This window comes from Chloroflexus sp. (genome assembly GCF_056331925.1).
Map to the genome: position 1 here is coordinate 295,588 of NZ_JBWGQH010000001.1, position 25,196 is coordinate 320,783.

Consider the following 25,196-nt stretch of genomic DNA (forward strand, 5'->3'; position numbering starts at 1 on the left):
CTCCGGTAGCTAGAGCAAACTCTTCAACTCTTCGGCGGCTTTGCGGGTCATACCGGGCACGGCGGCAAGTTCGTCGATACTGGCCCGGCGGATACCGTCGATGGAACCGAAAGCCTTGAGCAAGGCACGTTTACGTTTGGGGCCGATCCCCGGAATCTCGTCCAGCGGCGAGCGAAGGGTCGCTTTGTTGCGCAATTTCCGATGATACGTAATGGCAAAGCGGTGGGCCTCTTCATCGATCCGCTGGACAAGGGCCAACGCCTTGCTATCACGGGCCAGTACCAACGGATCTTGACCGATGCGGACGAGATCAAAACGGTTCCGATCCGGCCCTTTCGCCACACCAACAACCGGTATCTGGGTAAAACCCAACTCGTGTAAAGCGGCCTCCACCGCAGCCACTTGTGCTACTCCCCCATCGACCAGCAGCAGATCGGGCAAATCGGCCCAGCGCTCGAGGGCCTGCTGCGCCGTATCGGTCGGTTCGACGGGAGAGTCGTTCTCGCCTTCAACCTCAACTGCAGCGGCAACCTGCTGAGTATCACCAAGTACCTCGGCGGCGCGACGGAAGCGACGACTGATAACCTCACGCAGCGAGGCAACATCATTCACGCCGCTGACCGTCTTGATCTTGAAGCGGCGGTAGTGCGCGGGGCGTGGTTCACCGTGCTCGAACACCACCATGCTCGCCACCGACTGCTGGCCCTGCGTATTTGAGACATCGTAACACTCGATCCGGCGCGGCAGGGCAGGCAATTCGAGCAGATCGCGCAATTCGCTCAAGGCCGCGACCGCTCGTTGCGCGGAATGGAGCCACTGCTCGCGGATCTCGCGCAACTTCTGACGAGCATTAGCGGCAGCCATCTCAACCAATTGCTTCTTCTCGCCACGACGGGGCACCGTAATTTCAACTCGGTGCCCACTCTTCTGCTGCAACCACGACGCGATAATCAGCGGCTCTTCGACATGATCAGCCAGCAACAGGCTCGGCGGGATAGTGGGAGCATTCTGGTAAAACTGGGTGAGGAACGAAGTCAGCAACGCCTCGTCGCTCTCGTCTTCAGTACCTTGCAACGTAAACGGCTCGGCGTTAATCAGCTTGCCGCCGCGAATAAAGAGTACCTGCACCACGGCGCTGCCATCTTCGCGGGCAAACGCAATCACATCTTGGTCGGTATCAACCGTGCGCAACACCTGTTGGCGCTCGGATATCTTCGCGATGGCTTGAATGCGGTCACGCAGATAGGCGGCGCGTTCAAACTCAAGCCGCTCGGCGGCTTCTTCCATCTGGGCGCGCAACTCACGCACGATTTGGTCACTCTTGCCTTCGAGAAAACGGCAGACCGAATCGATGGCCTGTCGGTAGGTCTCTTTCGTCACCAGGCCCGGCACACACGGCCCTAGACAACGGCGCATTTGGTAATAGAGACAGGGCTTACCTTGTTTACGATGACGATTGAACTTATCGTCTTTGCACTCGTAGGGTGGGCGAAAGGCGAACAGACGATTGAGAATATCGAGCGTCTGATAGACCGAACCGGCGCTGGCATAGGGGCCAAAATAGCGCGCTCCGTCGTTGAGCACCTGTCGGGTGGCAAAGACGCGCGGCCACTCTTCGTTGACGGTGACTTTGATGTAGGGATACGTCTTATCGTCTTTCAGCAAAATGTTATACGGCGGGCGATGCTGTTTAATCAAGTTCATCTCTAACAGCAGCGCCTCTAGCTCGCTCTGGGTAACGATAATCTCAAAATCGGCGATATGGCTGACCAAACGGCGTGTCTTCCCACTAAGGCTACGCGGCGAGCCGAAATAGGAACGCATCCGGTCACGCAGGCGCTTGCTTTTGCCGACATAGAGCAAGCGACCGGTGGCGTCTTTCCAGAGATAGACACCCGGCTGATCGGGAACTAAGCGGAGCCGCTCAAGAAAAGCGGCGTGATCACGAACTGCGGTATGTGAGAGATCCATAGCGCGTAGTATAGCGGATTTTGGTATGGTGCGTTCAGATAATGCCTTCTCACACACGCCAAGATTGCCGACTTTTCTGAGAAACAGGTGTACTTGTTCAGGATTTTTTCAACTTCATAGTATACTTTGTGTGGCGAGGGGGCATAGAGACGCCGGATAGGAAATTGGTGACAACACCGTCCTATCCTGCGCCAGATTATGGATAACGCGATAGGGCAAAACCGATATGGCTTCGATTATCTCCTCACGGCAAACGACGACCAAACCACAACCACGACTACGCTATTCACCGCGGTGGATCGGGGCCGGGCTGGTCAGTAGTATCCTGGCCGGCGCAGCCAGTCTTTACGGAGGGCCACTGATTGCAGCCACACTGGCCGGAGTAGGCGCAGCGGGGGCCGTGTATGCATTAGCAGTCGAGCCACGCCGGATACAACTTCACCTCCACGACCCACATTTTCGCGATCTGCCGGCCGGGTTGGAAGGATTGCGCATTGGTCAGCTCAGCGATCTGCACCTCGGTCACCGTTACAGCTTTGCCAATGCGCAGCGGGCCATCGACCTGCTGTTGGCCGCGCAGCCCGATCTGATCGTGCTGACCGGTGATCTCGTGCACACACGAAGTGCGATTGCGCGACTGCCGAATGTCGTTGGCCGCTTACATGCACCACTCGGCATCTATGCGGTACCCGGCAATCACGACTATTGGGAAGGGATGCCGCACATTGCCGACATTTTACATGAACATCGCATTCAGTTGCTCATCAACCGCCATCAGGTGATCGAACGCAATGGGGCGCGGCTTCTGCTGGCCGGAGTTGATGATCACTGGGATGGCCGACCCGATCTCGCGCTCGCACTCGGTGGAGCACCTAAGCACGACTTCCGTCTCTTGCTCGCGCACTGCCCCGACATCGCCGACGAAGCAGCGGCCTTCGGTTTTCATTTACAACTATCCGGACACACTCACGGCGGCCACGTGCGCGCGCCCGGTCTCGGCCCACTCTGCTTACCACGCCACGGTTGGCGCTACGATATGGGTCATTTTCAGGTCGGTGCAATGCAGCTCTTCGTGAGTCGGGGCATTGGCGGTATACCGTTACGATTCGGCTGCCCACCGGAAGTCAATCTGTTCCGGTTACATCGCACCGACGCCTAAATTGGGAGCGCACGAACCGCCACATCGCCCGTACCCGACGGTCGCATCCCAATAGGATCAGACCAACGATGACCAGCGGAATATCGGGCCAGAAGCTGATCGGAAACGAGCCATGGCGGAAGACGGGCATGTTGGCGACCACCCAAAAGCAACCGGCTCCTACGTATCCCAACGGGCCAGACTTAATACCGATCATTAGGCCAAGCGTGAGCAACGCTAACGGCCAGCCTGCCGGATGTTCGGGAATATGACCCAAGAGGATAGGGATGATCAACAGCGCTACTCCTGACACAACCAGCGTAATCGCAATCCAACGGCGCAGACCGGTTGGTTGCTCGAAGCGCAACTCATCGCGGTAGGGTGGTGGCGTTGGTGGGATCAACTCAAGTAAGTTACCGGGCGGGGCAAAATCGTAGCGTTGGGCTTGCCACGCCAGCACCAAACCATCTTGTTCGGCCTGCGCAACCAGCGCCATCAGCTCCGGCCGGTCGGTCAGTGGTGGAAGTGCGGCAAGGTCGGTAGGAGCGGCGGGTAAATGCACGACCAGCGCTGACGGCACCTCGAACCGGCGATGCACATGGATTGCGCAGAGCAAGCCATACACTTGCCGACCACGGTACGGATCGACGAGCATCGCATCACGCAGGGAGAGAGGCCCAAGCGCACGTTGGATCCACGCCGAGAGCAGCTCATCGAGGAGAGTGCGACCTTCGGGTTCAAGCACCTGATCAAAATCACCGGCGCGTAGGCGTTGTCGAATTTCTTCAGGCGACTGGGTGCGGATCAGCTCGATGACCTGTTCCCGATCATAGCTGACCAAAGCCGGCTGGATAACGGGGTCTGGTATCATAGTTCTGACCGCAACAGGTTACGGTTGGGCCGATAATTCATCGGCCCAACGGGCCAGCAACTCAGGTAAATCGGCCACGATCTGATCAGGCCGGATCGGGCCGGTGGTAGCTTCTTCAACTGTACTGACGCCGGTCAACACCAATACTGACGGCATGCCGGCGGCGATTGCACCGGCAATATCTGTATCGAGCCGATCACCAACTACAAGCGTTGCGGACGGCGGCGCACCCAACATCTTAGCGCCGATCAGAAACATCGTGGGGGCCGGTTTACCGATCACCAGCGGTGAGACATCGGTAGCAGCAGTAAGGGCGGCAGCAATTGCACCGGCGCCGGGGATGAGACCCTCTTCGCTGGGAAAGGTGCGGTCGGGATTCGTAGAGATGAAGCGGGCGCCACGCCGGATATGCAGCGTTGCCCGCTTGAGACGCTCATAGGTGAGCGTAAAATCGGCGCCCTGCACAACCAATTCCGGAGCGTCGTCATCCTCGACAAAGTAACCATCGGCAAACAACGCTGCGCGTAACCCCTGCATACCCACCACAAACACGCGCGTACCCGGCGGGTAGTGATCACGCAGATACAGGGCAGTTGCTTGGGCCGAGGTAATCACGCGATCTGCCGGCAGCACTATGCCCATGGCAGCCAACTTAGCCGCGTACTGCTGCGGCGTCATCGAAGCGTTGTTAGTCGCACAGGCGAAGGCGATCTGGTGATCGTGCAAAAACTGCCACAGATCGGCGACGCCGGGCAGCAGCGTTTGTCCCCGGTAGAGCACACCGTCCATATCGAACAGTACGGCGCGGATTGGAGAGAATGCCATCATAACAGCAGCTCACATTCGCTCTGGGGCCCGAATCCCCAACAGAGCCAACCCATTTCGCAGCGCATTGGCCGTCGCCGCGACAAGACGTAGCCGGGCAGCGCGTAACGTCGGTGTCTCGGCGCGCAACACCGGGCACTGCTCGAAGAAGATACCAAACTCGCGGGCGGTCGTATAACACCAATCGGCGATCACAAACGGTGCATAGCGCGCCCCAGCCTCGCGCAACGCCTCGGGCAAGCGGGCCAGATGGCGAATGAGACGTTGCTCGCTTGGGTGGGTCAACAACGTCAGATCGGCTTCGGCGAGTGCAACACCCTCATCGGCAGCACGACGCAAGATCGAGCGGCAGCGTGCGTGCGAATATTGCAGATAGGCAGCACTATTACCCTCAATCGAGAGCATACGATCCCAATCGAGGGTAATATTCCGGCGTGGGTCTTGATAGAGGTCGTTGTAGATTACCGCACCGATCCCGACTGCCTCGGCAATGGTAGCCCGTTCTTCAGGCGACAGGTCAGGGCTTTTGGCATCGACCAATGCCCGTGCCCGCGCCACTGCATCGTCGAGCAAGGCCTCAAGATAGACCATATTGCCCTTTTTCGTCGAGAGGGGCTGGCCGTCAGAAGTTGTAATCACACCGAACGGGACATGCACCAGCTCAACATCGCGGGCGTAGCCCATCGCCCGCACGATTGCGAAGAGCTGGCGGAAGTGCAGTTCCTGGCGAGCATCAACGACGTAGATGATGTGCGAAGGATTGAACGTTTGCAACCGAAACTTGATCGTCGCGATGTCGCGGGTCATATAGACGGTGCCGCCGTCGTTACGCTGGATGATGAATTTAGGTAGCTTATCGAGTTCGGCAACTACGGCGCCATCAATATCGCGGAAGGCTGCCTCAGAGCGTAGCGCCTCTTCGATCACTTCCGGCAGCATCGCCTCGTAGAAGCTTTCGCCGTAGGCGTAATCGAAGCGGATGCCGAGCCGGTCGTAGTTCCGTTGAGCAGCCCGCAACGACAGATCAACACACCACTGCCACAACGAACGCGCTTCCGGATCGCCGCGTTCGAGGGCCAACGACCACCGGCGGGCTTCTTCTTCCAACGCCGAATCGTTGTTCATCTCGGCGTTGTAGCGTGCGTAGAGTGCTTCAAGCTCGGCCATGGCCGCTTCGCCTTCGCTCTGCGGACGGCCATAGCGTTGCATTGCGGCCAAAATAATGCCAAACTGCGTCCCCCAGTCGCCGAGATGGTTATCGCCGATCACGCGATAGCCAAGTGCGCGGAAGATATGCACCAGCGCCTGCCCAATGATCGTCGAGCGGATATGGCCGACGTGCATGCGCTTGGCGATATTGGGCGAAGAATAATCGATCACTACGGTACGTCCGGCGCCATCGGCCACCGTGCCGTATGCTTCACCGGCGGTCTCAATCTCGTTCAGGACAGCCACTGCCAGCCGTTGCGGGTGCAGCGAGAAGTTGAGGAACGCACCGGTGGCTGTCACCTCACCGATCAGCGAATCGGGTGGCGGTGCAATGGTAGCAGCCAGTTCCGCCGCGAGCTTAGCCGGGTCAATCCTGAGCGCCTTAGCTGCCTTGAACGCAACGAACGTGCGGTCGGCGGGAATATTCGGTTTGGGAGTGGTAATCTCAATCAGATCAACCGGTACTTTGCCGGTCGCAGCGATAGCATCTTTAATATCGGTAATAAAGCGTTCGAGCGCATAGCGCATAGTTGTACTCCCTTACACTAATCTGACCTTTAGTATACCCGATGTCTGGCTGCACGCATACCACGCGCTACCGTTAACCTTTTACGAGCGGTCATCACAGGTAGCGTGAACAAAGTACTATTGCTCAGATGCGTGAATGTCGGTTACTGTGGAATCGTAAGCCAATGTTGGACAACGTCATAGCAACAGCGTCGTTGCGGAAATCGCGAGCAGGATGGTCAAGTCTTGAAATTACCCGGCTTACGAACGAAGAAAGGACAATCCCAGCAATGCACTATCGCCTTCCCACCCGATCTGGAATAGTGTTCGGCATAATCAGCCTCACGCTGCTGATCATACTCACACCACTCTTGGCGTGGACAGCCCCGACCCAAACGCAGGTTTTTTCACTTTCCACCCATAGCTACGATCTCCAGATCACCGCCGGCAGTACGCTCGCATGGCGCAACGACAGTTCCGGCTTCCACCGGCTACGGGCCATTGACGGCAGTTGGGAGACGCCGCTCATGCGGCCCGGCGAAGTCGTGACCCAGACCTTCACCGTCAGCGGCCAATCGGCATTTTTGTGCGACATTGACCCAACGATGCGCGGCACAATCACGGTGCAGGCAGCTCATACCGTGTTTGTGCCGATGATTGCGGGCCAAGCATTTGAGCGTTGGTCGCAACCGCAGACGTGGGGTGGTCGTTTACCCCAAGCAGGCGATGCGGTGCAGATTCCCGCCGGCAAAGTGATCTTGCTCGACGTTAGCCCACCGCCATTACAGAGTTTGCTCATCGAGGGCGAGCTGATCTTTGATCGGCGTGATCTGGATTTAACCGTCGGCTGGATTATGATCCACGGTCATGGCCGCATACGCATCGGCAGCCCCACCGAGCCATTTGCGCAACGAGCGACGATTACTCTGACCGCAACCAATCCAAATGAAGATGTGATGGGGATGGGCACGCGCGGCATCTTGTTGATGGGTGGATCGTTTGAGGCGTATGGGGTAACACCAAACCATCCGTGGACGGTCTTGAACGATCATGCGGCTGCCGGTACGCGCGAACTGATATTGCGCGACACTGTTGACTGGCAGTTCGGCGATCAGGTGGTGATTGCGCCGACCGACTTCTTTGGCGTAGCCCAAACCGAACGCCTCACCGTCGAGGCGGTTGACGGTACGCGGGTGCAGTTGAGTACACCACTGCAACAAGCGCGGTGGGGCCGCTTGCAGTACGTGAGTAGCAGCGGGATGACTCTGACGCCGACGAACGACGTAACACCGCTCGTCCTTGATGAACGGGCCGAGGTAAGCAATCTCTCGCGCCGGATTGTGATTCAGGGTGCCGACGATGATCGCTGGCGTAATGACCGTTTTGGTGCCCAGATAATGGTCATGCACAACGCCAGCCTACGGCTCGATGGTGTAGAGTTACGACGGGTTGGACAAGGTGGTCGGCTGGGTCGTTACCCGATCCATTTTCATTTGTTGTCGTATGATGCCGACGGCAACTGGACCGGTGATGCCACCAACAACGTGATCACCAATTCGAGCATTTGGAACTCGGCCAACCGCTGCATTGTCATTCATGGCACAAACGGCACTACCATTCGTAACAACATCTGCTATGACATCGCCGGTCACGCTATCTTCCTCGAAGATGCGGTCGAGCGGCGTAACGTCATTGAGGGTAATCTGGTGCTGCGCGTGCGTCAACCGCCACAGCCGCTAATCGCCAGTGACCGGAGCAATTTTCGGCGAGGGCCATCTGGATTTTGGTTGACCAACCCTGATAACACAGTACGAGGTAATGTAGCTGCCGATACCGAGGGCAATGGGTTTTGGCTGGCTTTCCCCGATCAACCACTCGGCGCGAATAAGCGTGTACCGATACGGCCGGTTCATCTCCCGCTTGGCATCTTTAGCCACAACGTCGCACATTCTAACAGCAAGCCGGGCATTAACATCGATTTTGCTCCGTTTGACGATGAAGGTAATACAAAAGAAATTAAATACATCCCAACCGTTAACGGTGAGCCATTCCGTTACGAGAACCGCGTGCGCTTCACGCTGAGCGACATTACCACCTACAAAAACAATGATAACGGGTTGTGGAATCGGGTATCGTGGCCTGATTATGTACGGTTTGTCTCCGCAGATAATGTTGGGATGTTCTTTGCCGGCGCCGGTGATAACGGCAAGATCGTTGATTCGCTGATTATCGGTGAGAGTTTGAACAACCAATCACCGCGACCGACTACCGATCAGCCCAACACAGCGGTTGCCAGTTATCACAGCACGTTCGACATTGACAACAACGTCATCGTGAATTTTGCGCTTCACAACCGGCTCGACCGGGCCAGCGGTGCATTCGCCACCAATGACTACTATACTCGTGCAGTTGACCGCGGTTTGATCCGTAATCCGAACAACCGCCTGATCAATACCCATCCGGGTCGGCGGGTTATCTCACCGAATATCAATACGCCCGCCGGCAATGCAGCATTAGCCGGCGCATTGTGGGATCCGCACGGTTATTGGGGACCGGCCGGCAATTATTGGGTGTACGACATTCCTTTCTTAACGACGGGGCAAACATGTGTCGCCGTCACACCGGTCGGCCAGAACGGGCAGAGTTGTCAAGGGCCGTACTATGGCGTGAGCGGTTTTCGCATCGACAACGGCGATCCGTATAAGCCGCGGATGCCGCTTACCGTCACCCGGCTCGACGCGGCCAACCAACCGATAGCGCAGTGGATCGTCGCTGAAGGAAGCGGCAGTGGTACTAACACCTTTGGCATCATGCCGTGGATGCGTCACTTCACCGCAGTTGCCGGTGGCCGGTATCGGGTCGAGTTCCGCGATGGAACGACAACGACACCATCCCCTCTGCAAGAGTTGAAACTCACGCTGAGTAATATGCAAACAACAGATGATCGGCTCATCTTGGCGCTTCCCTTTGGTGGCAGCGGGACGGTAGGAGCGTATCTGACCACGCGCGAAAACTATCGAGATTCGGCACCGGGTGCCGCCGAGCGGCGTGATCTCACACCGGTTATGTCATTCACGGCGTTGGTCGCCACCGACAATAGCTTTTGGCACGATACGGCCTCGCAACAGGTATGGGTGAATGTGCAGGGTGGAGTACCGATTTGGAATTGGAGCAGCGGCCCGCTCGATCCGTTATCCGATCAAGCACTCTATCGCGAGACGATATTGCGGATCTACCGACCCTAAATAGCCGTGAATGTGGGATAAGGGGTTCCCTGGTATCAGCTTGGATTCACCAAAACAAGCATACTGGGGAGCTTCCACCGGATTGTCTCATCAATTGTTCGGTGATGTTGCTGCTGGTCTGGCATCTAGGCGTGTCGTTGATCGATGCAACCGCTTGGGTGGTCGGCCCCTCCCCAACATCCATTCCGATCAATGCGTTGCTAGGCTGGCGGAGTGTCACACACCCGCTACCGGCCGGTTTAGCGGCTGCAACCGCCATCTGATGCTCACGCCTAACACTGCCTAACACTGTAGATGACCGTCAACCTGTTCCCGAATACGTGCGCAACTGCGTGGGCACATTATTAACCAAGGATCACCCGCCACAGCCGCATAACGCGCTCCTGTGCACCATTCAGCTCAGCGTTGCACCGCTCACCGTTACTCGCTCCACCATGTAAATTGTCCGCACGCCGCTAATGAATACGATCCCGCCGCGGAAACGGGCGATGGTGGCAAGTTATCGATCACCTCAAGCACACGTCGGCGATTGAGCCTTCGCGCCACCGATGTCCGATCACCTTCTTGGTCAATCGACGGTTCAGTAATTGTGCAGTAACGTCAGCCCAAGCAACCTACTCTTGGCTTGGGCACTATGCCGGTTGTGGTTGCCTACCCCAAACTCACGTTACCTCGGCTTCACGGCCACGTCACCGTCACCTCGACATTAAGCCGGTCGAGTGTAACGCCGGCATACCGACTATTGCCGATCACCTCAATCAGCGGTGTGACCGGTTGGTTGTCTACCATCATCGTCAGCCGATCACCGACATCAGTGGGCAGAAGGAAGCGAACCGTTGCGTGTCGTCCGCTCCCGGTGATCAACAAGCGAAGGAACCGATCATCGCGCTGCCAACGGTAGGCGACATAGCCGGTCGAGGCAGGGTAGCGGGTCACGACATAGGCCTGCTTGACCGTCGGTTCGACCGGCCAGCGCGGGCTGATGATCACCTCTTCGTAACGGGATGCATCATCGAACACACCGGCCAAGCCCTCGAACAGCGCGCCGAGCATTGCACTTGCGCCCCAGCCATCGGTGGGAATAGTGTCGGGGCCAGAGATACCGGGCCGGCCATCGGGGTAATACCACAGGTATGAGGCATTGGTCAGGCGCAGCAGATTGGCATAGCGCCGCAGAATATCGAGACCATACGGCTCGAAGCCGAAGGCAAATGCGCCCCGCGCCAGTTCACCGCCGACGAGCGGCATAATCCCTCCGTTGACATACTCACCGGGTTGTTCACCCTTACCACCGGCCATCCCGAAACTACCCGGCGGAAACGGCGGGTCGATGCTATACCATTCGGCGAAGGCACGGGTGAAATCGCGACGGGCATAGTACGTCTCGACAATCGCCTGCGCCTGCCCCACTGACAGCACCCGCCGATTGAGGGCATAGGCATTGGAGAGGCTCAGTTGAGCAGCAGCATCAACCCCTGCCGGGACGAACGTTGCATCTTCGGGGATGAAATGGGTAAAAAAGCGGCCATTCCACGCTAACGCATTCAAGCGTTGCATAATCTGGTCGGACAGATCAAAATAGCGCTTAGCCTGTGTCGGGTCACCGACCCGATTTTCAATTCGGGCAAGTAAAAAGAGGGCATACGCCAAGCCGGTATTATCCCCATGAAACGTGCCCCAAATCGTGTCCGGCTCGATCCAGTGGCGTGGAGCCGGTTTACCATCAGGACTCATCGTGGTTGGGCCGTAGGCGAAATCCCACATATCAATCGTATACGGGCGTCTGACCAAACCACGCTCAGCGTTCCAACGTAGCGGGTTCGTTGTTATGTACTCGATAGCCCGTCGCAATGCGGGCAAATGGGAGCGCAACCACTCATCATCACCGGTCATCTGCCATGCTTCGTACACGCCCTGCACGTACAAAAACTCAACATCAGACTCAACCTCTTTACGGAAGGCCTGCACATACCGTTCGGGATAGTCGATCACATCGGGCAGACTACCGTCGGGCATTTGCGCATCGCGGAAGGCGTCGAGGAGGCTGGTGACATCGGTTTCAAAATAACGAAACCCTCGTCCTTGATAAACGTGATCACGGAGCCAGAGCAGCGGATTATCAGGTGAGCGATAGCCGCTGATCAACCGACCGTTCAACTCGTAGCTTACCCGCGCCTCGGCCATAAGACGGCGAATACGTGGATAGAGCGAGTCGATGTCACTTTGACCACTGCTCAAAAAGGTTTCAGCATTGAGGGTAAACAAACGGCTGCGGGCACCGGCCAACCGACCATCGATCAGGGCGACGGCCCACTGGGGGCCAAGCGTACCACCGGCGAACAGGGTTATCTCGCCGATACCATCACTCACTGTCGTTACTCCCTGTGTGATGAGATAACCGGCGGCATCGTAGAGCTGGACTGTCGTCAGGCCGCTGTAAGCTGGGATGCGGAGGGTAATACGTACCGGTTGGAGCGGTTGCATAACATCCGTTGGCGTAGCAAGGGTTAATGAAGCGCGTTGTGGAACCGTCGGTAGATCAATAACCGGACGCGGTATAGACGAGCGCCAATCGACGGGTAGCCGTTCGGAGATAGCCCCACCCTCCGGGAGAGCGACGATTCTGATAGTCGCAAAATACTGGACGAGCGTATCATCAACCCACCGTGGTTCGCCGAGAGGTGGACCGATCCTTGATCCACCTGCTGCTTGCCAGGCACTGCGAAATGGCTCGGTAAGTTGATCGGTTTGGTTTGAAGGGGGCGGACTGCAACTGACGAGTAGAACGATCCCGATCAGGACGATGATGAGTTGCTTCATAGTAGGCATTATAGCTCAAGATAGCGATGACTTCGATCAGTATTGAGGATGTTGACTAACGAATTTGACGACTCCATCTAACGACTGCCTAACCGCAGTTGTGCCGGTGGCTCTCCATTCGGGCGGTGTCACGCAGGAACGCTTGCGAGGGCAGTGCTGCGTTCGTAGCCCCTTGTCATTGCGAGGGAGCGCCAGCGACTGAGCAAGCTTAGTGAAGATTTCTCGCTGCGCTCGAAATGACAGGGGGCGGTTGGCTTGCGAGGACAATGTATGCTCGAAATCATAAGAGTAGTAAAATGACGGTGCAACACAATAACTAGCCGTCATTTCAATGAATACCGTTCGGAGAAATCTTATGAGAGACTATAACTTTTATATTTATATCCTTACTAACTGGAACAATGAAGTCATGTATATCGGTATAACGAATAACCTTGAACGCAGGATATATGAACATAAAAACAAAATGATAGATGGTTTTACTAAAAAATATAACGTAAATAAACTGGTCTACTATGAACACATGACAGACGTCTACGCGGCAGTTGCTAGGGAAAAGGAGATTAAAAAATGGCGACGGGAGAAGAAGAATAAATTGGTGATGAGCATGAACCCTGAATGGAAGGATTTGAGTTTGGAGTGGGTATAAAGATTTCTCGCTGCGCTCGAAATGACAGGGGGGGCTCGAAATGACAGGGGGGTGCTCGAAATGACAGGGGGTGCTTACAGGGGCAGTGCTGCGTTCGTAGCCCCTTGTCATTGCGAGGGGGCGTCAGCGACTGAGCAAGCTTGATGAAGATTTCTCGCTGCGCTCGAAATGACAGGGAGGACGGTTTGCTTGCAGGGGCAGGGGGGTACTTGCAGGGACAGGGGGTGCTTGCAGGGGCAGTGCTGCGTTCGTAGCCCCTTGTCATTGCGAGGGAGCGCCAGCGCCGGTACGGCCCCCCTTGTCATTTCGAGGGCGCGCCAGCGCCCGAGAAATCTTGCGGATTTCTCGCTGCGCTCGAAATGACAGGGGGGCTCGAAATGACAGGGGGGTGCTCGAAATGACAGGGGGGCTCGAAATGACAGGGGGTGCTTGCATTGGTCACCATCACGGCACCGGCGCTTGTCCCTGTCTTAACTCTTGCCCGAACTTGAGGAAACTTGAGGAAGCCTATTGCACTTCCCGATGTACCAGCGTATACTGAAGTAGCACCCCATTATGCGCAACCAGGCGTTCGATCCAATATGTTACACCCCACTTGTCATTCTACGTAGAGCAAGGCATTCTTATGGAACGTTTCCCTATCATCTTCATTCCCGGATTTACCGGTTCATTCAACCTGCCGGTATTGCTCGATTGGCGCGGCCCGACGTTGAGCGGATGGGATTTTCCGCCTTTCGTCAATTACGGAAAAACGCTCTTGCAAACGTTTACCAAAGTCGGCTATCGCCGCAATCGCGATCTATTTGTTGCCTTTTACGACTGGCGTAAGCCGGTTGAGGAGAGTGCTCGTCGTTACCTCACCGCCTGGATTGATAAAGCGAAGAAGGCAGCTAACACCAACAAGGTTATTCTGATCGGTCACAGTATGGGTGGGTTAGTGGCCCGCAGTTACATTCAGTCTCCCGAATATCCCAAACGCAACGATGTGGCCCGTCTGATCACCTTGGGCACGCCACACCGCGGCTCGGCAGAGGCCTACACCGCTTGGACGGGGGCCGAACCGCACGCCGACGAGACGTTGCGCACGATCTTTGCGGTATATCTGTGGTATCTGCGCCACATTCACCCCTACCAAACCGAACTCGATAAGGTAAAGACGATCCAAACACAAGTACCCGGTGTGCGTGATCTGTTGCCGATAGAGGATTATCTGCTCACCGGTAATCCACCGCAGTTGAAGCCGATCAGCACTATGGAGAGCCGGAACTGGTGGGGTGAGATGGCAAATAAACCCGAAGCTATTGCAACGCTGCTCCAACGAGTGCCGGTAACCACAATTACGGGGACCGGCTTTAACACGCTCAGCACAATACTGGTGGGGCCACCACCCACCGATCACAGCTTGTGCTACGCCGATGGCGCACCGCTGAGCCGCCAATACGATGCACAAGGCGATGGTACCGTCTTGCAACGGATGGCGACGGTACCGAATGCCAACAATCTGCCGCCGTTGCCGGTCAGCCATGGCGCTTTGCCCGATAGCCCACAGGTACTTGGGCTGCTTTGCACGGAATTGGAGGTCAGCCCGGCCGTCTTGGGAGCAGCACCGGCGACGACGATACCGCCCACACCGCGGTTAGTGATTATGACTGCGTCACCGATTCAAGTTGAAGTTGAAGCGCCTGCCGGTCAACCTCTCGCACCGGTAGGAGTACTCGGTAGCAGTGTGATGAGAAAGATGCGGCGGCGGCGGATGCGTGGGCGCAATTATGGTCACGAGGGCAAAGCACTCAATTTGGTGGTGATCGATTATCCCACTGCCGGCGATTATCAGATTGCGGTGCATGGTACCGATCACGGCCATTTTGCGGTGGGGGCGATGTTATGTGGGATGGGTGAACCGCCGGTACTCGGTGGTATCGGGGCAACTGCGACGGCAGAGCCGGTTATTACCACCGTCGAGGGTGAGATTAGCCGGGAGAGCGACCTGTTTTACACCATCAGTGTACGCAGCGCCGACGAGCCACCGCGCATGAGTTTCGACGCTCAACGCACGATGATGGCGGCTATCAACCGGCTGGGCACGGCAATAAGTGAGCGAGGCGGAGTGCTCGGTGCAACACCGGTCGCCGATGATCGATTACGTCGTGCGGTAATGGGTGATGAGGCAGCGGTACATGCGATGATGGCGGCGCCGGCAGATCAGCGCCGGCAGATGATAAACAGTTTGATCGAGTTGTGTCAGACGTTGATCGGCGATGAATATGAGCGAGCATTGGCAATTGTGCGTGCGCTTGAGATGGTGCGAGACGCGGAATGACAATCACAGGGCTGCACGGCCGGGTGGGGAGATGCACAGCCGCGCGGCCCATGGGTGTCGGGTGGGGTCACGGATTGCATATCAACGGATTGGTTCGGCGGTGACTTCGACGGTGATTACGCCGACATCAACCACGCCTTGGTTTGGCACATCTACCGGTATTTCCCAAGCGACTCCTGACAATGCTACGTACAACATCTGGCGACCCGATGGTACATCCGATAGAGTGAAACTACCGTCGGCGGCAACCGGTATTTCGGTGGGGTTGGCGAGGGTGAAGACGACAGCGCCAGCCGTGGGTGCGACGACCCGGCCAATGTTCTCGCCACGACCACTGGGTAGTGCGACAAGGTTGCTGCGCCACAACGCGACTGCGCTCATTATCACTAACACTACTGCGAGCACAATAATCGCGATCCGAACCAGCCGCTGCCCTTGACCGGGGGAGATGAGCGGTGGTTTCCAGTTCACATAGTAGTCGGGATCGACCGGATTGCCTGGTGGTGAGGGCTGATCACCGAGGGAAGCACAGTTCCAGAGCGGCGTGAAAGGTTTTGACATGACAGCGCATACAGAAGTTTTTTTCCCAAAGAAGCTGTTGTGGTTGAGTATGACAGGTATATCGAGTAGTGGCAAGCATGTTCGATGTACTCATCAGAAGTCTCCTGTGAGAATAACAACTCGCTTATGGGCGGCGTACCGTCAGATCGTCGAAGCACGTACTTGAATTATCCCAACTCCGAAAACTGATGCCGCTGCCGGCAAAACTGCTATCTCGTGCTTGCACAACCGGTTGGCCGTCGATGTAGGCGATAAAGGTATCACCACGAACTTCGATCCGTACTCGACGATCAGTACCATACCAGTCATAGTTGAGGGGTGCATTGGTGCGAGCAATAGGCATTGATAGCTCGTTGCCATTGACCCATTTGCAAATGATGAATGCGCCGCGACCGTACCCTGGATCGTACTGGAACGAGTAGCCGTTATTTTTTCACCACCCGAATCACGAAAAAAGACGCCGTACCCGTTACCTCTGGTTATGCGAGCCATATCCACCTCGATGATGTAGTCGTGTCGGTCGAGGGGACGATAAATGCGACCGGGGCCGTCGATGCAGAGTTGACCATCACGAAGTTGCCAACGTCCGTGGTGGATCGACCAGTTATCAAGGGTGGCAAAGGTGTCGCGCAAGAGATCGCCGCACGTGACCCCGAAGGCATTCGCCGCTTGACAGAGTGCATCGCGCGTTCCTTCACCGGTCATGGTTAATCCGGCGATGACGACGGCTGCTACTAAACCGATGAGAATGCCGAGTTCAGTCATTGATTGACCGGCGCCGCTTCATTTGACACCTGACATTGTGATACCTCCTGTGCAGGATAGGTGAACGACCGATCAGGGATGGCGGAAGCGTGGTCGCAGCAGTCGAGATAACGGATAGATGACAGCCGGTCTTTGTGATGCCTTCGCGGTGCGACACCGGTGGTAGGTCGCATTGGCGAGCTATTCACTGTGTAGTAAAGGTACGGCCTATGCCGATTTCACGACTCGTACTCGATTGCTATGGAATGTGCTCTGGCCACCAAGATCAGCGAGTGCGTCGGGAGTTGTCCAATTGACGTTACGCCCATCGGGTGAACAACTGGCCCAGTGTCCCTTGGTGGCGAAGACGACTCCCGGTGGGACGTTGTCGCTGACAACAGTACGGAGGCGACAGAAACCGCGTGCATTGCTGACCACAACCTCATCGCCATCGCGAATACCGCGGGCTACGGCGTCGGCGGGATTGATCTCGAGAGTGGGAGGGCCTTCTTTCGCGCGGAGACTCGGCTGATTGGCCATACTCGACGAGACGAAGTGATGTGGTGCAGCCGAGATTAGGGTGAGCCAGCCCTCTGCTATCGGATGGGCTACATACTCGGCAGGTGGCTCGTACTGGGGTAGTGGATCAAGCCCTTGTGCTGCCATGGTTGCACTCCACAGCTCGACTTTGCCCGATGGGGTGGGGAAATGACCATCGGCGAACGGCACTTCGGTTGCGGGGGTGAGGGTTAGCCGCACTGTACCTTCCTGCACAAGTCGCTCGTAAGTAATCCCGGCTAAAAACGGGTTACGTCGTCGTGAGGCATCGAGCACGCCCCGAATCGCCTCTTCAGCACTCTCGTGTAACCACGGTTCGGTATAGCCCATGGCCTTTGCCAGCAAGCGAGTCACGTCCCAGTTACTTTTTGCTTCGCCCAACGGTGCAATCGCCGGTTGGTTAAGCGTGAGGTAACGATGACCATAGGCACGGTGTAGATCGAGATGTTCGAGCTGGCTCGTCGCCGGTAAGACAATATCGGCGTAGCGAGCGGTGTCGGTCATGAACAAGTCATGCACAACGGTGAAGAGATCGTCGCGCCGTAGGCCTTGCTCGATCAAGCCGGCGTTGGGTGAAGAGGTCAACGGATTGGCGCAGTAGACAAAGAGTGACATAATCGGCGGATCGGTCACTTCGCCGGTGAGCGCTGCGCCCAGTCGGTTCATATTCACCACTCGTGGCGTTGGCGGGCATTCGGAAGCATGTCCGACTGCTTCTCCGTCCCATGTCGCGTAGCCACCGGTCGAGTAGGCCAAGCCACCACCACGCACCCCATATTGACCAACGACCGCCGGTAAGCAGAGCAAAGCGCGGAACGTTTGGCCACCGTTTTGATGGCGCTGGATGCCATCGGCGGTCTTGATGATGGCAGGTTTGGTTGTCGCGTAGCGACGGGCCAATTCGATAATCGTTGCCGCGGGTACACCGGTGATTGCAGCTACGCGCTCAGGATCATATTCGGCGGCGCGCACATGCAACTCTTGCCAACCAACCGTGTACCGTTCCAACCACGCTTCATCGTGCAGATGTTCGGCAAAGATCACGTGCATCATCCCTAAGGCCAGTGCGGCATCGGTGGCCGGTTGGATCGAGATATGGAGATCGGCCGAGCGGGCCGTAGCCGTGCGGCGCGGATCGATCACGACAACATACGCACCGGCCCGTTGGGCCTGCCGGATAAAGGGCATAGCATGAGGACCGGTGCTGGCCGGATTGTGTCCCCAGATAATGATGAGACGACTGTGCAGTAGATCGTCGTAATCCGGGCTACGACGAGCACCAAGGGTAGCATAGACCGCAGCGTGGGCAGCAGCACAACAGATCGTGCGATCAAGACCGCTCGCACCCATTCGGTTCCACAGCCGTGCATCAACGATGGCCGTCTGAAGCAGACCGAGTGTGCCGCTGTAGGAATAGGGCAGGATCGCCGCTGCACCGTACTCGGCAATGATCGCTTGCCAGCGGTCGGCAATCGTTGCGATAGCCTCATCCCAGCTCACTCGTTCCCACCGTCCGCTCCCTTTGGGACCAATACGCCGTAATGGATAAAGCAATCGATCCGGACTGTAGACCCGTTCGAGGTAAGGGCGCACTTTAGCACAGAGCCAACCTTGGGTGATCGGATGATCGAGATCGGCGTAAAATGCGACTGCGCGGCCGTTGTGAACTTCGGTAATCGTGGCGCAGGTATCGGGACAATCGTGTGGGCAGCAACCACGTATCAGAGTAGTGGTCATAACTTTCTCCTCGGTACATTATCGCTCTTATTGTAGCACCAACCAAGGGGGCATACAGTTCGTAGAGTACAATACCGAGAACACCCTGCACCAAAACAGGGTACCGCTAGAGAAGCCGTTGGTTAGCCCTCGGGCGTGACCACCGTGACACCCAATTTAGCCAGCAGAGTTGTCGCCAATGCACGCTCTGTATCATTCGTCAGCAACCAGCCGGTGGGATGGGGATGGGCAATCTGACCCAACACTTGCCGGTAGGCAGTCGGCAATGGCAGCGTAGGGATGGCGACACCGCCATCATCGGGTACTAACCGAAGGAACGATGGGCGGGGCAATTGGCCGTATGCGAGGAGCAGAGCATCATCGGCGGGGAGATACTGCCAGCCACCGGCTGTGATGCGCATGTATTCAACAGGGCCACGTCCGCGACGGTAACGCACGATTCTGCCGATGGGTAGTTCGACGACACCGTTCACCGGTAATACCAGACGCCAACCGTTGGGCGCAGCGAGATCGAGCAGGGCCAGTTGCTGCTTCGGCCCGATAGACAAGCGATGAAGCGGGCCAAGTGTTGTTATCGGCGGCGTAGGCAGAGCAGCGATGCGGTCGGCAATCGTCAGGGTAACAAACCCACGATTGGCGAGGCGACCAAGCAACCCTTCCCGTCGCCGAGAGGTTAAGCGAAAGTGGAATCCGTCGCGTTCACCCTCGCCGCGCAAGACGGGGCCAAGCGCCGGATTGTGAATGAGAAAGAGATTGGGACGAATCTCTTCAAAATCGGCGGAAGCGCCAGGACGACGACGAGAAGTCATACACATGTAGCGAGACGAACGCGGTGAGGGGCATCACGGTGAAGATAAACGGCGATGACAGACAAAACCGGCTGCACTCACCGCACCTCCATCACGACACATCAAACCGTTGCAACGTCGGGGCGGTATAGACATGACAGATTGCAATCGCCAGAGCATCGGCAGCATCATCAGGGCGCGGCACCATCGCCAGACCAAGTGTTAGCCGCACCATCTCTTGCATTTGGCGCTTATCGGCACCACCATAGCCGGCAACCGCCTGCTTGACGGCAGTTGGCTTATACTCACACACCGGAATCCCGGCTTGCGCCAGCGCCAACAACGCGACACCACGGGCTTGCCCGACAGTCAGCGCCGTATTAACATTCTTGCCGAAGAAGAGTTCTTCAACCGCAGCCGTATCGGGTTGGAGACGTTCGATAATGGCCCGCAGCCCATTGTAAAGCTGTAACAACCGCTCGGGTTGAGGCATACCGGCGGGTGTGGTGAGAGCGCCGACATCGACCAAGCGGAGCGCATTTCCATCACGCTCAACCACACCCCAACCCATAGTTGCCGTTCCCGGATCGATCCCTAGTGCGCGCACAACACTCCTACAGTAAACCACCGGTCACGAATCGAAGCGTGCCACCAGCTCGGCGGTAATATCGAGGTTAGAATAGACCTTCTGCACGTCGTCGAGGTCTTCGAGCTTTTCAATCAAGCGCAGCGCCGCCAGTGCATCCTTTTCATCGGGTTGAATCAGAGTTTTGGCGCGCATAATCTTTTCAGCATTGCTGATCGACACTCCTTGATCGAGCAAAGCTTGACGAACGGCATTCAGTTGCGTCCATTCGCAGTAAATCTCAAGCGTCTCGTCATCGACGATCACGTCGTCGGCCCCGGCATCGATAGCAAGGAGTTGCAGCTCATCGGGATCACGCTTGGTAGCGCTCAGGTCTACCGTGATCAGGCCCTTCTGCTCGAACATCCACGACACCGAGCCGGGTTCACCGGGGCTACCACCGTTCTTGTTAAAGGTTGCACGCACATCCGAGCTAGTACGGTTGCGATTATCGGTAGCGGCTTCGACGAGGATTGCCACACCGCCGGGACCGTACCCTTCGTAGAAGATCTCTTCGATAGCAGCTTCGTTCGATTTACCCAACCCACGCTCGATAGCACGTTGGATATTCTCGTTCGGCATATTGTTGGCGCGCGCTTTTTCGATGGCGAGCCGCAAGCGGAAGTTGAGATCGGGATCACCACTGCCACCTTCACGGGTCGCAATCGTAATGTCGCGCGCCAGTTTGGTAAAGAGCTGACCACGCCGCTGGTCATTGACACTTTTCGCGCGCCGAATGGTATGCCATTTTGAATGGCCGGACATAACAGCTAGCCTCCTTAATCAGAGAAGGTTATACTGTGGTCAATTATAGCATGGTCTGATGGCCGGATAGATTCGTGCAGTACATTTACTTGTCAAAGAACGAGTTTGCTGAGCACACGAACCGTCCTGATACCATAAGCACTATAACTATAGGCGCGGTGGGAGAGCGATTATGAAACCTTTGGCAACGGATCGAGTGTGGAGTCTGCCAAATGACATCTACTTCGTGAAGACAGCAGCCGGCGATGTATTGGTGAACAGTCCGCCAGAGAGCTTGAAGTTTCTCCTCGCCCACGGCTTCACCCCACCGGCATATGTGCTCTTGCCACCCGATGCTCCGGCAGGCAGTGAACTCGGTTCGCACGGTTTTGTGAGACGTGGGATCAATTATGCCAGCGTTGAATTTTTGATCTACGCCAACTTCTTCGGTCAACGACGGCAGGTTACGCTGATCACAGTGACGCAAGCTCAAGCCGAGCGGTTATCCATCCTTCTGCGGGAAACGTTCAGTGGGCCGACCGAGCCGAGCGATTGGCCAAACGATTGGTTGAAACGAGAATGCGAGGCAGTCGCGTTTTACCCACCGTTGGGGCGAGTACCCACTATCGATGATATGGTGACGATTGTGTCCCTTGAAACGAGTGGTGGTGATCTTGGCCCGACCCAAATTGTGTACGACGGCGATACCTTTTTGTTTCTAGAGAATGATCAGGAGGTCGCCCGCATTCCGACGGCGATCACCGGCGTCGCATTGCCATTGACCGTCGCTCCGCCACAACCACTGTTGCGCCAAACGATTACATTGCAGTTTATCGGGGGGAGTGACGGGTTCGATCCGACAGGCATCACGACCTGTTTTCTGGCCTATCTCGGCACCGGCCAGCCGCTGCTCTTCGATGCGGCTGCCTATCTGAATGTGCGGTTGGCCTATCTGGGCCTTTCCCCTCGTCAGATCGATCTGGTCGTTATCTCGCATTTGCACGAGGACCACATTGCCGGTCTACCCGAACTCATTTTGACCGGTGGGAAGCGCGTGCGGTTGGTTACCGCGCAACCGATCTATCGTTCCTTACTGCGGGTCTTAGGAGCGATGCTCGATCTGGCACCGGCAGCCGTCGCCGAGTTGTTTGACTTTTTTCCGCTCGATCCCGGCCAGGCGCTGGAAGTAAACGGCTATCGGTTTGAGGCGACGTATGCGGTGCATTCGATCCCGACAATTGCGGTACGGGTTGGGGGAATCAGCTATTCGGGCGATATGCGCTACGATGAGGCATGGCTAGCGCATCTGTACCGACAGGGGCAATTGAGTGCAACACGGTTGGCCGAGCTACGCCGCTTTACGGAGGGGGCAGAGGTGTTAGTCCACGACATGGGTGGCGGTGCTATTCACACCACACCGACGGCGCAATTGCTGCGTGATCTCAGTACCAAGAGCCGGCGGCTCGTGTTGGCTCATACCAGCCGGCGCGATCTGGAGATGAGTAGGGAGTTGGCAGGGCGGGTGGAAATTGCCAAAAGTGGGCACATTGTCGGCATCGGCGAGGTTGTGGTCGATGATGAACAGCGCCAACGGTTTGAAACGCTGACGATTTGCCCGATCTTTGCCCGTTTGTCGGTCCACGAACGGGTTGATTTGGCAGCCCGCTGTCTGGTGGTGACGTATCCGGCCAAGACGATGATCGCCTATGAGGGTGACGAGTCGGATGGTTATACCTATGTGATTCACCGTGGCGTCGTTGAAATTATTGTCGCGAACGAATCGGTGCGCTTCTTGGGGCGGGGCAATAGCATGGGCGAGCGTGGCGCTTTGATCGGAGAGCCGCGCACAAGCACGATGGTGGCCCATAGCGACGTCGAATTATTGCAGATTCCACCCGACGTATTCGCCGCCGTTGCAGCCCGGCTTGGTCTCCACGAGGCCTTCACCCGCGCCGAGTGGCTTTGGCAACAACCGGCACTGGCTTCCTTGCCGTGGGCAAACCTGCTCGATCTGGCCCTCGATTTCACACCGCGGAGCGTGGTGGCAGGGACGACGTTGTGCCGCAAAGGTAAGCGGGGGACTATCGGCTACCTGCTGGTGAGTGGCCGGCTGGCGTTTCATGACGGTACTACCGGTGAGAGTACGCGGGCCGGTGATTGTTTTGGGATGCGGTCGGTGTTGCGCGGTGAACCATACCGATTGACCGTCACTGCGGTGACCGATAGTGTGGTGTGGGAAATTACTGCGGTGGCTTTGCAACGATTTTATCTGAATTATCCCGATTTGCTCATGCACCTGCAAACGATAGATCGCTGAAGATTGGTCTGACAATGTTTGACAAAGTGAGCCTTGCGTAGTATTATAATTCCTGCGTTGAACACCGGGCCATGCCGAAGTGGCGGAATTGGCAGACGCGCTACGTTCAGGGCGTAGTGAGGGTGACCTCGTGTGGGTTCAAATCCCACCTTCGGCACCACGGTGGGGGATAGTTTAATGGTAGAACGCCTGACTCTGGATCAGGTAGTTGGGGTTCGAATCCCTGTCCCCCAGCCACTATACCGCTTAACGAAAACCCCTTCTTCACAATGGTGTGAAGAAGGGGTTGTTATTTCTATGTCTCGGTGCCGGGTAGTCGTTCCCTGCCGCCTGCCGGAGCTGCCCGACGACTCAGCGTGTCCGCCGGGCCGCGTGGTCGTTCCCTGCCGCCTGCCGGAGGTGAGCGGTAGAAGGCTCGATAGCGGTTGGAGCCATCGCCGGAGAGGTGTGGACGCTGTGGGTGAACCGGTGCGCGCCGGTTTATACAGATACGGCGGGCAAGCCGGCGTCTATCGCTCACATCCAATTCCGTCACGGTCGCCATCAAAGCGGTGGGGATCACCGTATGTCCGATCAACCTGGAACCGGCGGTAGGGGATGTCGCTGCAATCGAGATCGGGTGGCGGTGGTGGGATGCAGACCGTGGGATAGGCCGGGTGGCATTGTTGGCCGGTTGCCGGTGCGGCGGTTGGTCTGGAGGCCGGTGCGGCGGTGGTTCCCCATAGCCCAACGCCTTCGGCGCGGGCACGCTGTTGGGCGGCGAGGTAGGTTTCGGCGCAACGTACATCGGGCGGAAAGGTGGCGACTTGGGCGAAGCCCTGTTCAACCAACACCAGGTTAACAAACTGATCGCCGGCGAATACGTAGCGAAGCAAACGGCCATACCGGTCGCGCTCGCTGACATCGCGGGCTACCAAGAGCGGTTCTTGCTCGACAAGGCGGCGGTTGGCTTGGGTCGCTTCGTCGTACCAGGGCTGCCCTCGCTCGGGGGTGTCAACGCCAATGTAGCGGACACGCTCCTCACGACCGTTGATCCGAATATCGATGGTGTCGCCATCGATAACGCGCACGAGGGTGGCCGGTTCCCACGAGAGGTCGGCCAAACACGCAACGGCGATGGGCGGTGCCGCTGCTGTAGGTGAGGGAAGGGGGATGGACGACGCCGTGGGCGTGGGAGGCAGTGGTGTTGGGGTGATGGTGGGTCGCTTAGGTGTGGCAGATGGTGTCACGGGCACTTGGGTCGGTTCGGTGGTGACGATGGGTGAGGGTGCCGCCGCTATTTGGTTTTGGGTGGCCGCCGATCCGAATAAAAGGTTGTCGAGCAGTAATAGGACTGAAGCGAACAGGATAATGCCACCTACTACACCAAGTGTTGCGAGGATGAAGTGGGTGATGCGTCGCATGATCGTTTCCTATGACGTTGATAGATGGTAGAAGTGACACGGCGAGGAATAGTTTTTCGACGAACGAGTCACCCCTCGGCTTGATCACTATACCATTCTCAAACCATGTTCGCAGAGGACAGGCTTGACTTGTGCTGCATCAACCGGATAATCGGCGACCGGCA

At 56.9% G+C, this 25,196-nt stretch carries 19 protein-coding genes and 2 tRNA genes; 8 read left to right on the forward strand and 13 right to left on the reverse strand.

Translation table 11 applies throughout. The features are described 5' to 3' along the window. Positions 1-9: 9 nt before the first annotated feature. Positions 10-1,971: an excinuclease ABC subunit UvrC gene (gene uvrC, locus AC01ZF_RS01240; protein WP_424675594.1), complete on the reverse strand. Its 1,962-nt coding sequence runs from the start codon at positions 1,969-1,971 to the stop codon at positions 10-12. Positions 1,972-2,197: 226 nt separating this feature from the next. On the opposite strand from uvrC, the gene AC01ZF_RS01245 reads away from it, so the two are divergent. Beyond that, positions 2,198-3,130 (forward strand): metallophosphoesterase, encoded by a 933-nt coding sequence (locus tag AC01ZF_RS01245; RefSeq protein ID WP_428132826.1) that lies wholly within the window; start codon positions 2,198-2,200, stop codon positions 3,128-3,130. Here the strand turns inward: AC01ZF_RS01245 and AC01ZF_RS01250 are convergent. The 3 genes from AC01ZF_RS01250 to argS are packed head-to-tail and all read right to left on the reverse strand — an operon-like array spanning position 3,096 to position 6,542. After that, a complete protein-coding gene (locus AC01ZF_RS01250; protein ID WP_476575048.1) occupies positions 3,096-3,980 on the reverse strand; it encodes a hypothetical protein in 885 nt (294 codons plus the stop codon). The two genes, AC01ZF_RS01245 and AC01ZF_RS01250, sit on opposite strands and share 35 nt — an antisense overlap. 18 nt (positions 3,981-3,998) lie before the next feature. Further along, the gene (locus tag AC01ZF_RS01255; protein ID WP_424675591.1) at positions 3,999-4,808 is read right to left on the reverse strand and encodes an HAD-IIA family hydrolase; all 810 of its coding nucleotides are present in this window, start codon (positions 4,806-4,808) and stop codon (positions 3,999-4,001) included. 9 nt (positions 4,809-4,817) lie between these two features. After that, on the reverse strand, positions 4,818-6,542 hold the full coding sequence (argS, locus tag AC01ZF_RS01260) for an arginine--tRNA ligase (RefSeq protein WP_428113454.1): 1,725 nt from the start codon (positions 6,540-6,542) through the stop codon (positions 4,818-4,820). Between the two features lie 269 nt (positions 6,543-6,811). Here argS and AC01ZF_RS01265 point away from each other — a divergent pair, with 269 nt between their 5' ends. Further along, entirely contained in the window at positions 6,812-9,766 is a 2,955-nt protein-coding gene (locus AC01ZF_RS01265) for a G8 domain-containing protein (protein WP_476575049.1), read from the forward strand. A gap of 104 nt (positions 9,767-9,870) precedes the next feature. Further along, entirely contained in the window at positions 9,871-10,029 is a 159-nt protein-coding gene (locus AC01ZF_RS01270) for a hypothetical protein (RefSeq protein ID WP_424675587.1), read from the forward strand. 415 nt (positions 10,030-10,444) lie between these two features. Here AC01ZF_RS01270 and AC01ZF_RS01275 read toward each other — a convergent pair whose 3' ends face one another. After that, positions 10,445-12,586, reverse strand: a complete 2,142-nt coding sequence (locus AC01ZF_RS01275) for a glucosidase family protein (protein WP_424675586.1) — start codon at positions 12,584-12,586, stop codon at positions 10,445-10,447. 409 nt (positions 12,587-12,995) lie between these two features. On the opposite strand from AC01ZF_RS01275, the gene AC01ZF_RS01280 reads away from it, so the two are divergent. Together AC01ZF_RS01280 and AC01ZF_RS01285 are read left to right on the forward strand one after the other, a co-directional pair. Continuing rightward, complete coding sequence (locus AC01ZF_RS01280; protein ID WP_476575056.1) at positions 12,996-13,235, forward strand: GIY-YIG nuclease family protein; 240 nt, start codon at positions 12,996-12,998, stop codon at positions 13,233-13,235. 625 nt (positions 13,236-13,860) lie between these two features. Then, entirely contained in the window at positions 13,861-15,555 is a 1,695-nt protein-coding gene (locus AC01ZF_RS01285; protein ID WP_476575050.1) for a lipase family alpha/beta hydrolase, read from the forward strand. Between the two features lie 81 nt (positions 15,556-15,636). Here AC01ZF_RS01285 and AC01ZF_RS01290 read toward each other — a convergent pair whose 3' ends face one another. The 6 genes from AC01ZF_RS01290 to AC01ZF_RS01315 form a co-directional block, all read right to left on the reverse strand. Beyond that, positions 15,637-16,116: a peptidase associated/transthyretin-like domain-containing protein gene (locus tag AC01ZF_RS01290; protein WP_424675584.1), complete on the reverse strand. Its 480-nt coding sequence runs from the start codon at positions 16,114-16,116 to the stop codon at positions 15,637-15,639. 141 nt (positions 16,117-16,257) lie between these two features. Continuing rightward, the gene (locus AC01ZF_RS01295) at positions 16,258-16,881 is read right to left on the reverse strand and encodes a hypothetical protein (RefSeq protein ID WP_476575051.1); all 624 of its coding nucleotides are present in this window, start codon (positions 16,879-16,881) and stop codon (positions 16,258-16,260) included. Positions 16,882-17,088: 207 nt separating this feature from the next. After that, positions 17,089-19,155, reverse strand: coding sequence for a molybdopterin-containing oxidoreductase family protein (locus AC01ZF_RS01300; RefSeq protein WP_424675581.1), 2,067 nt, complete (start codon positions 19,153-19,155; stop codon positions 17,089-17,091). A 122-nt stretch (positions 19,156-19,277) separates the two neighbouring features. Then, a complete protein-coding gene (locus tag AC01ZF_RS01305) occupies positions 19,278-19,964 on the reverse strand; it encodes a hypothetical protein (protein WP_428131851.1) in 687 nt (228 codons plus the stop codon). 91 nt (positions 19,965-20,055) lie between these two features. Further along, complete coding sequence (gene ruvC, locus AC01ZF_RS01310) at positions 20,056-20,550, reverse strand: crossover junction endodeoxyribonuclease RuvC (RefSeq protein ID WP_424675579.1); 495 nt, start codon at positions 20,548-20,550, stop codon at positions 20,056-20,058. A gap of 24 nt (positions 20,551-20,574) precedes the next feature. After that, entirely contained in the window at positions 20,575-21,333 is a 759-nt protein-coding gene (locus AC01ZF_RS01315) for a YebC/PmpR family DNA-binding transcriptional regulator (RefSeq protein WP_424675578.1), read from the reverse strand. A gap of 172 nt (positions 21,334-21,505) precedes the next feature. Between AC01ZF_RS01315 and AC01ZF_RS01320 the strand changes: the two genes are divergently transcribed. The 3 genes from AC01ZF_RS01320 to AC01ZF_RS01330 all read left to right on the forward strand — a co-directional run bounded on the left by AC01ZF_RS01320 (position 21,506) and on the right by AC01ZF_RS01330 (position 23,866). Further along, the gene (locus AC01ZF_RS01320) at positions 21,506-23,629 is read left to right on the forward strand and encodes a cyclic nucleotide-binding domain-containing protein (protein ID WP_424675577.1); all 2,124 of its coding nucleotides are present in this window, start codon (positions 21,506-21,508) and stop codon (positions 23,627-23,629) included. A gap of 73 nt (positions 23,630-23,702) precedes the next feature. Continuing rightward, positions 23,703-23,789 (forward strand) — tRNA-Leu (locus AC01ZF_RS01325). 3 nt (positions 23,790-23,792) lie between these two features. Next, positions 23,793-23,866 (forward strand) — tRNA-Gln (locus AC01ZF_RS01330). A gap of 58 nt (positions 23,867-23,924) precedes the next feature. Here AC01ZF_RS01330 and AC01ZF_RS01335 read toward each other — a convergent pair. Next, positions 23,925-24,149: a hypothetical protein gene (locus tag AC01ZF_RS01335; RefSeq protein WP_428113377.1), complete on the reverse strand. Its 225-nt coding sequence runs from the start codon at positions 24,147-24,149 to the stop codon at positions 23,925-23,927. Then, positions 24,139-25,032 (reverse strand): thermonuclease family protein, encoded by an 894-nt coding sequence (locus AC01ZF_RS01340; protein ID WP_424675576.1) that lies wholly within the window; start codon positions 25,030-25,032, stop codon positions 24,139-24,141. The genes AC01ZF_RS01335 and AC01ZF_RS01340 overlap by 11 nt, the downstream gene beginning before the upstream one ends. Positions 25,033-25,196 lie beyond the last annotated feature (164 nt).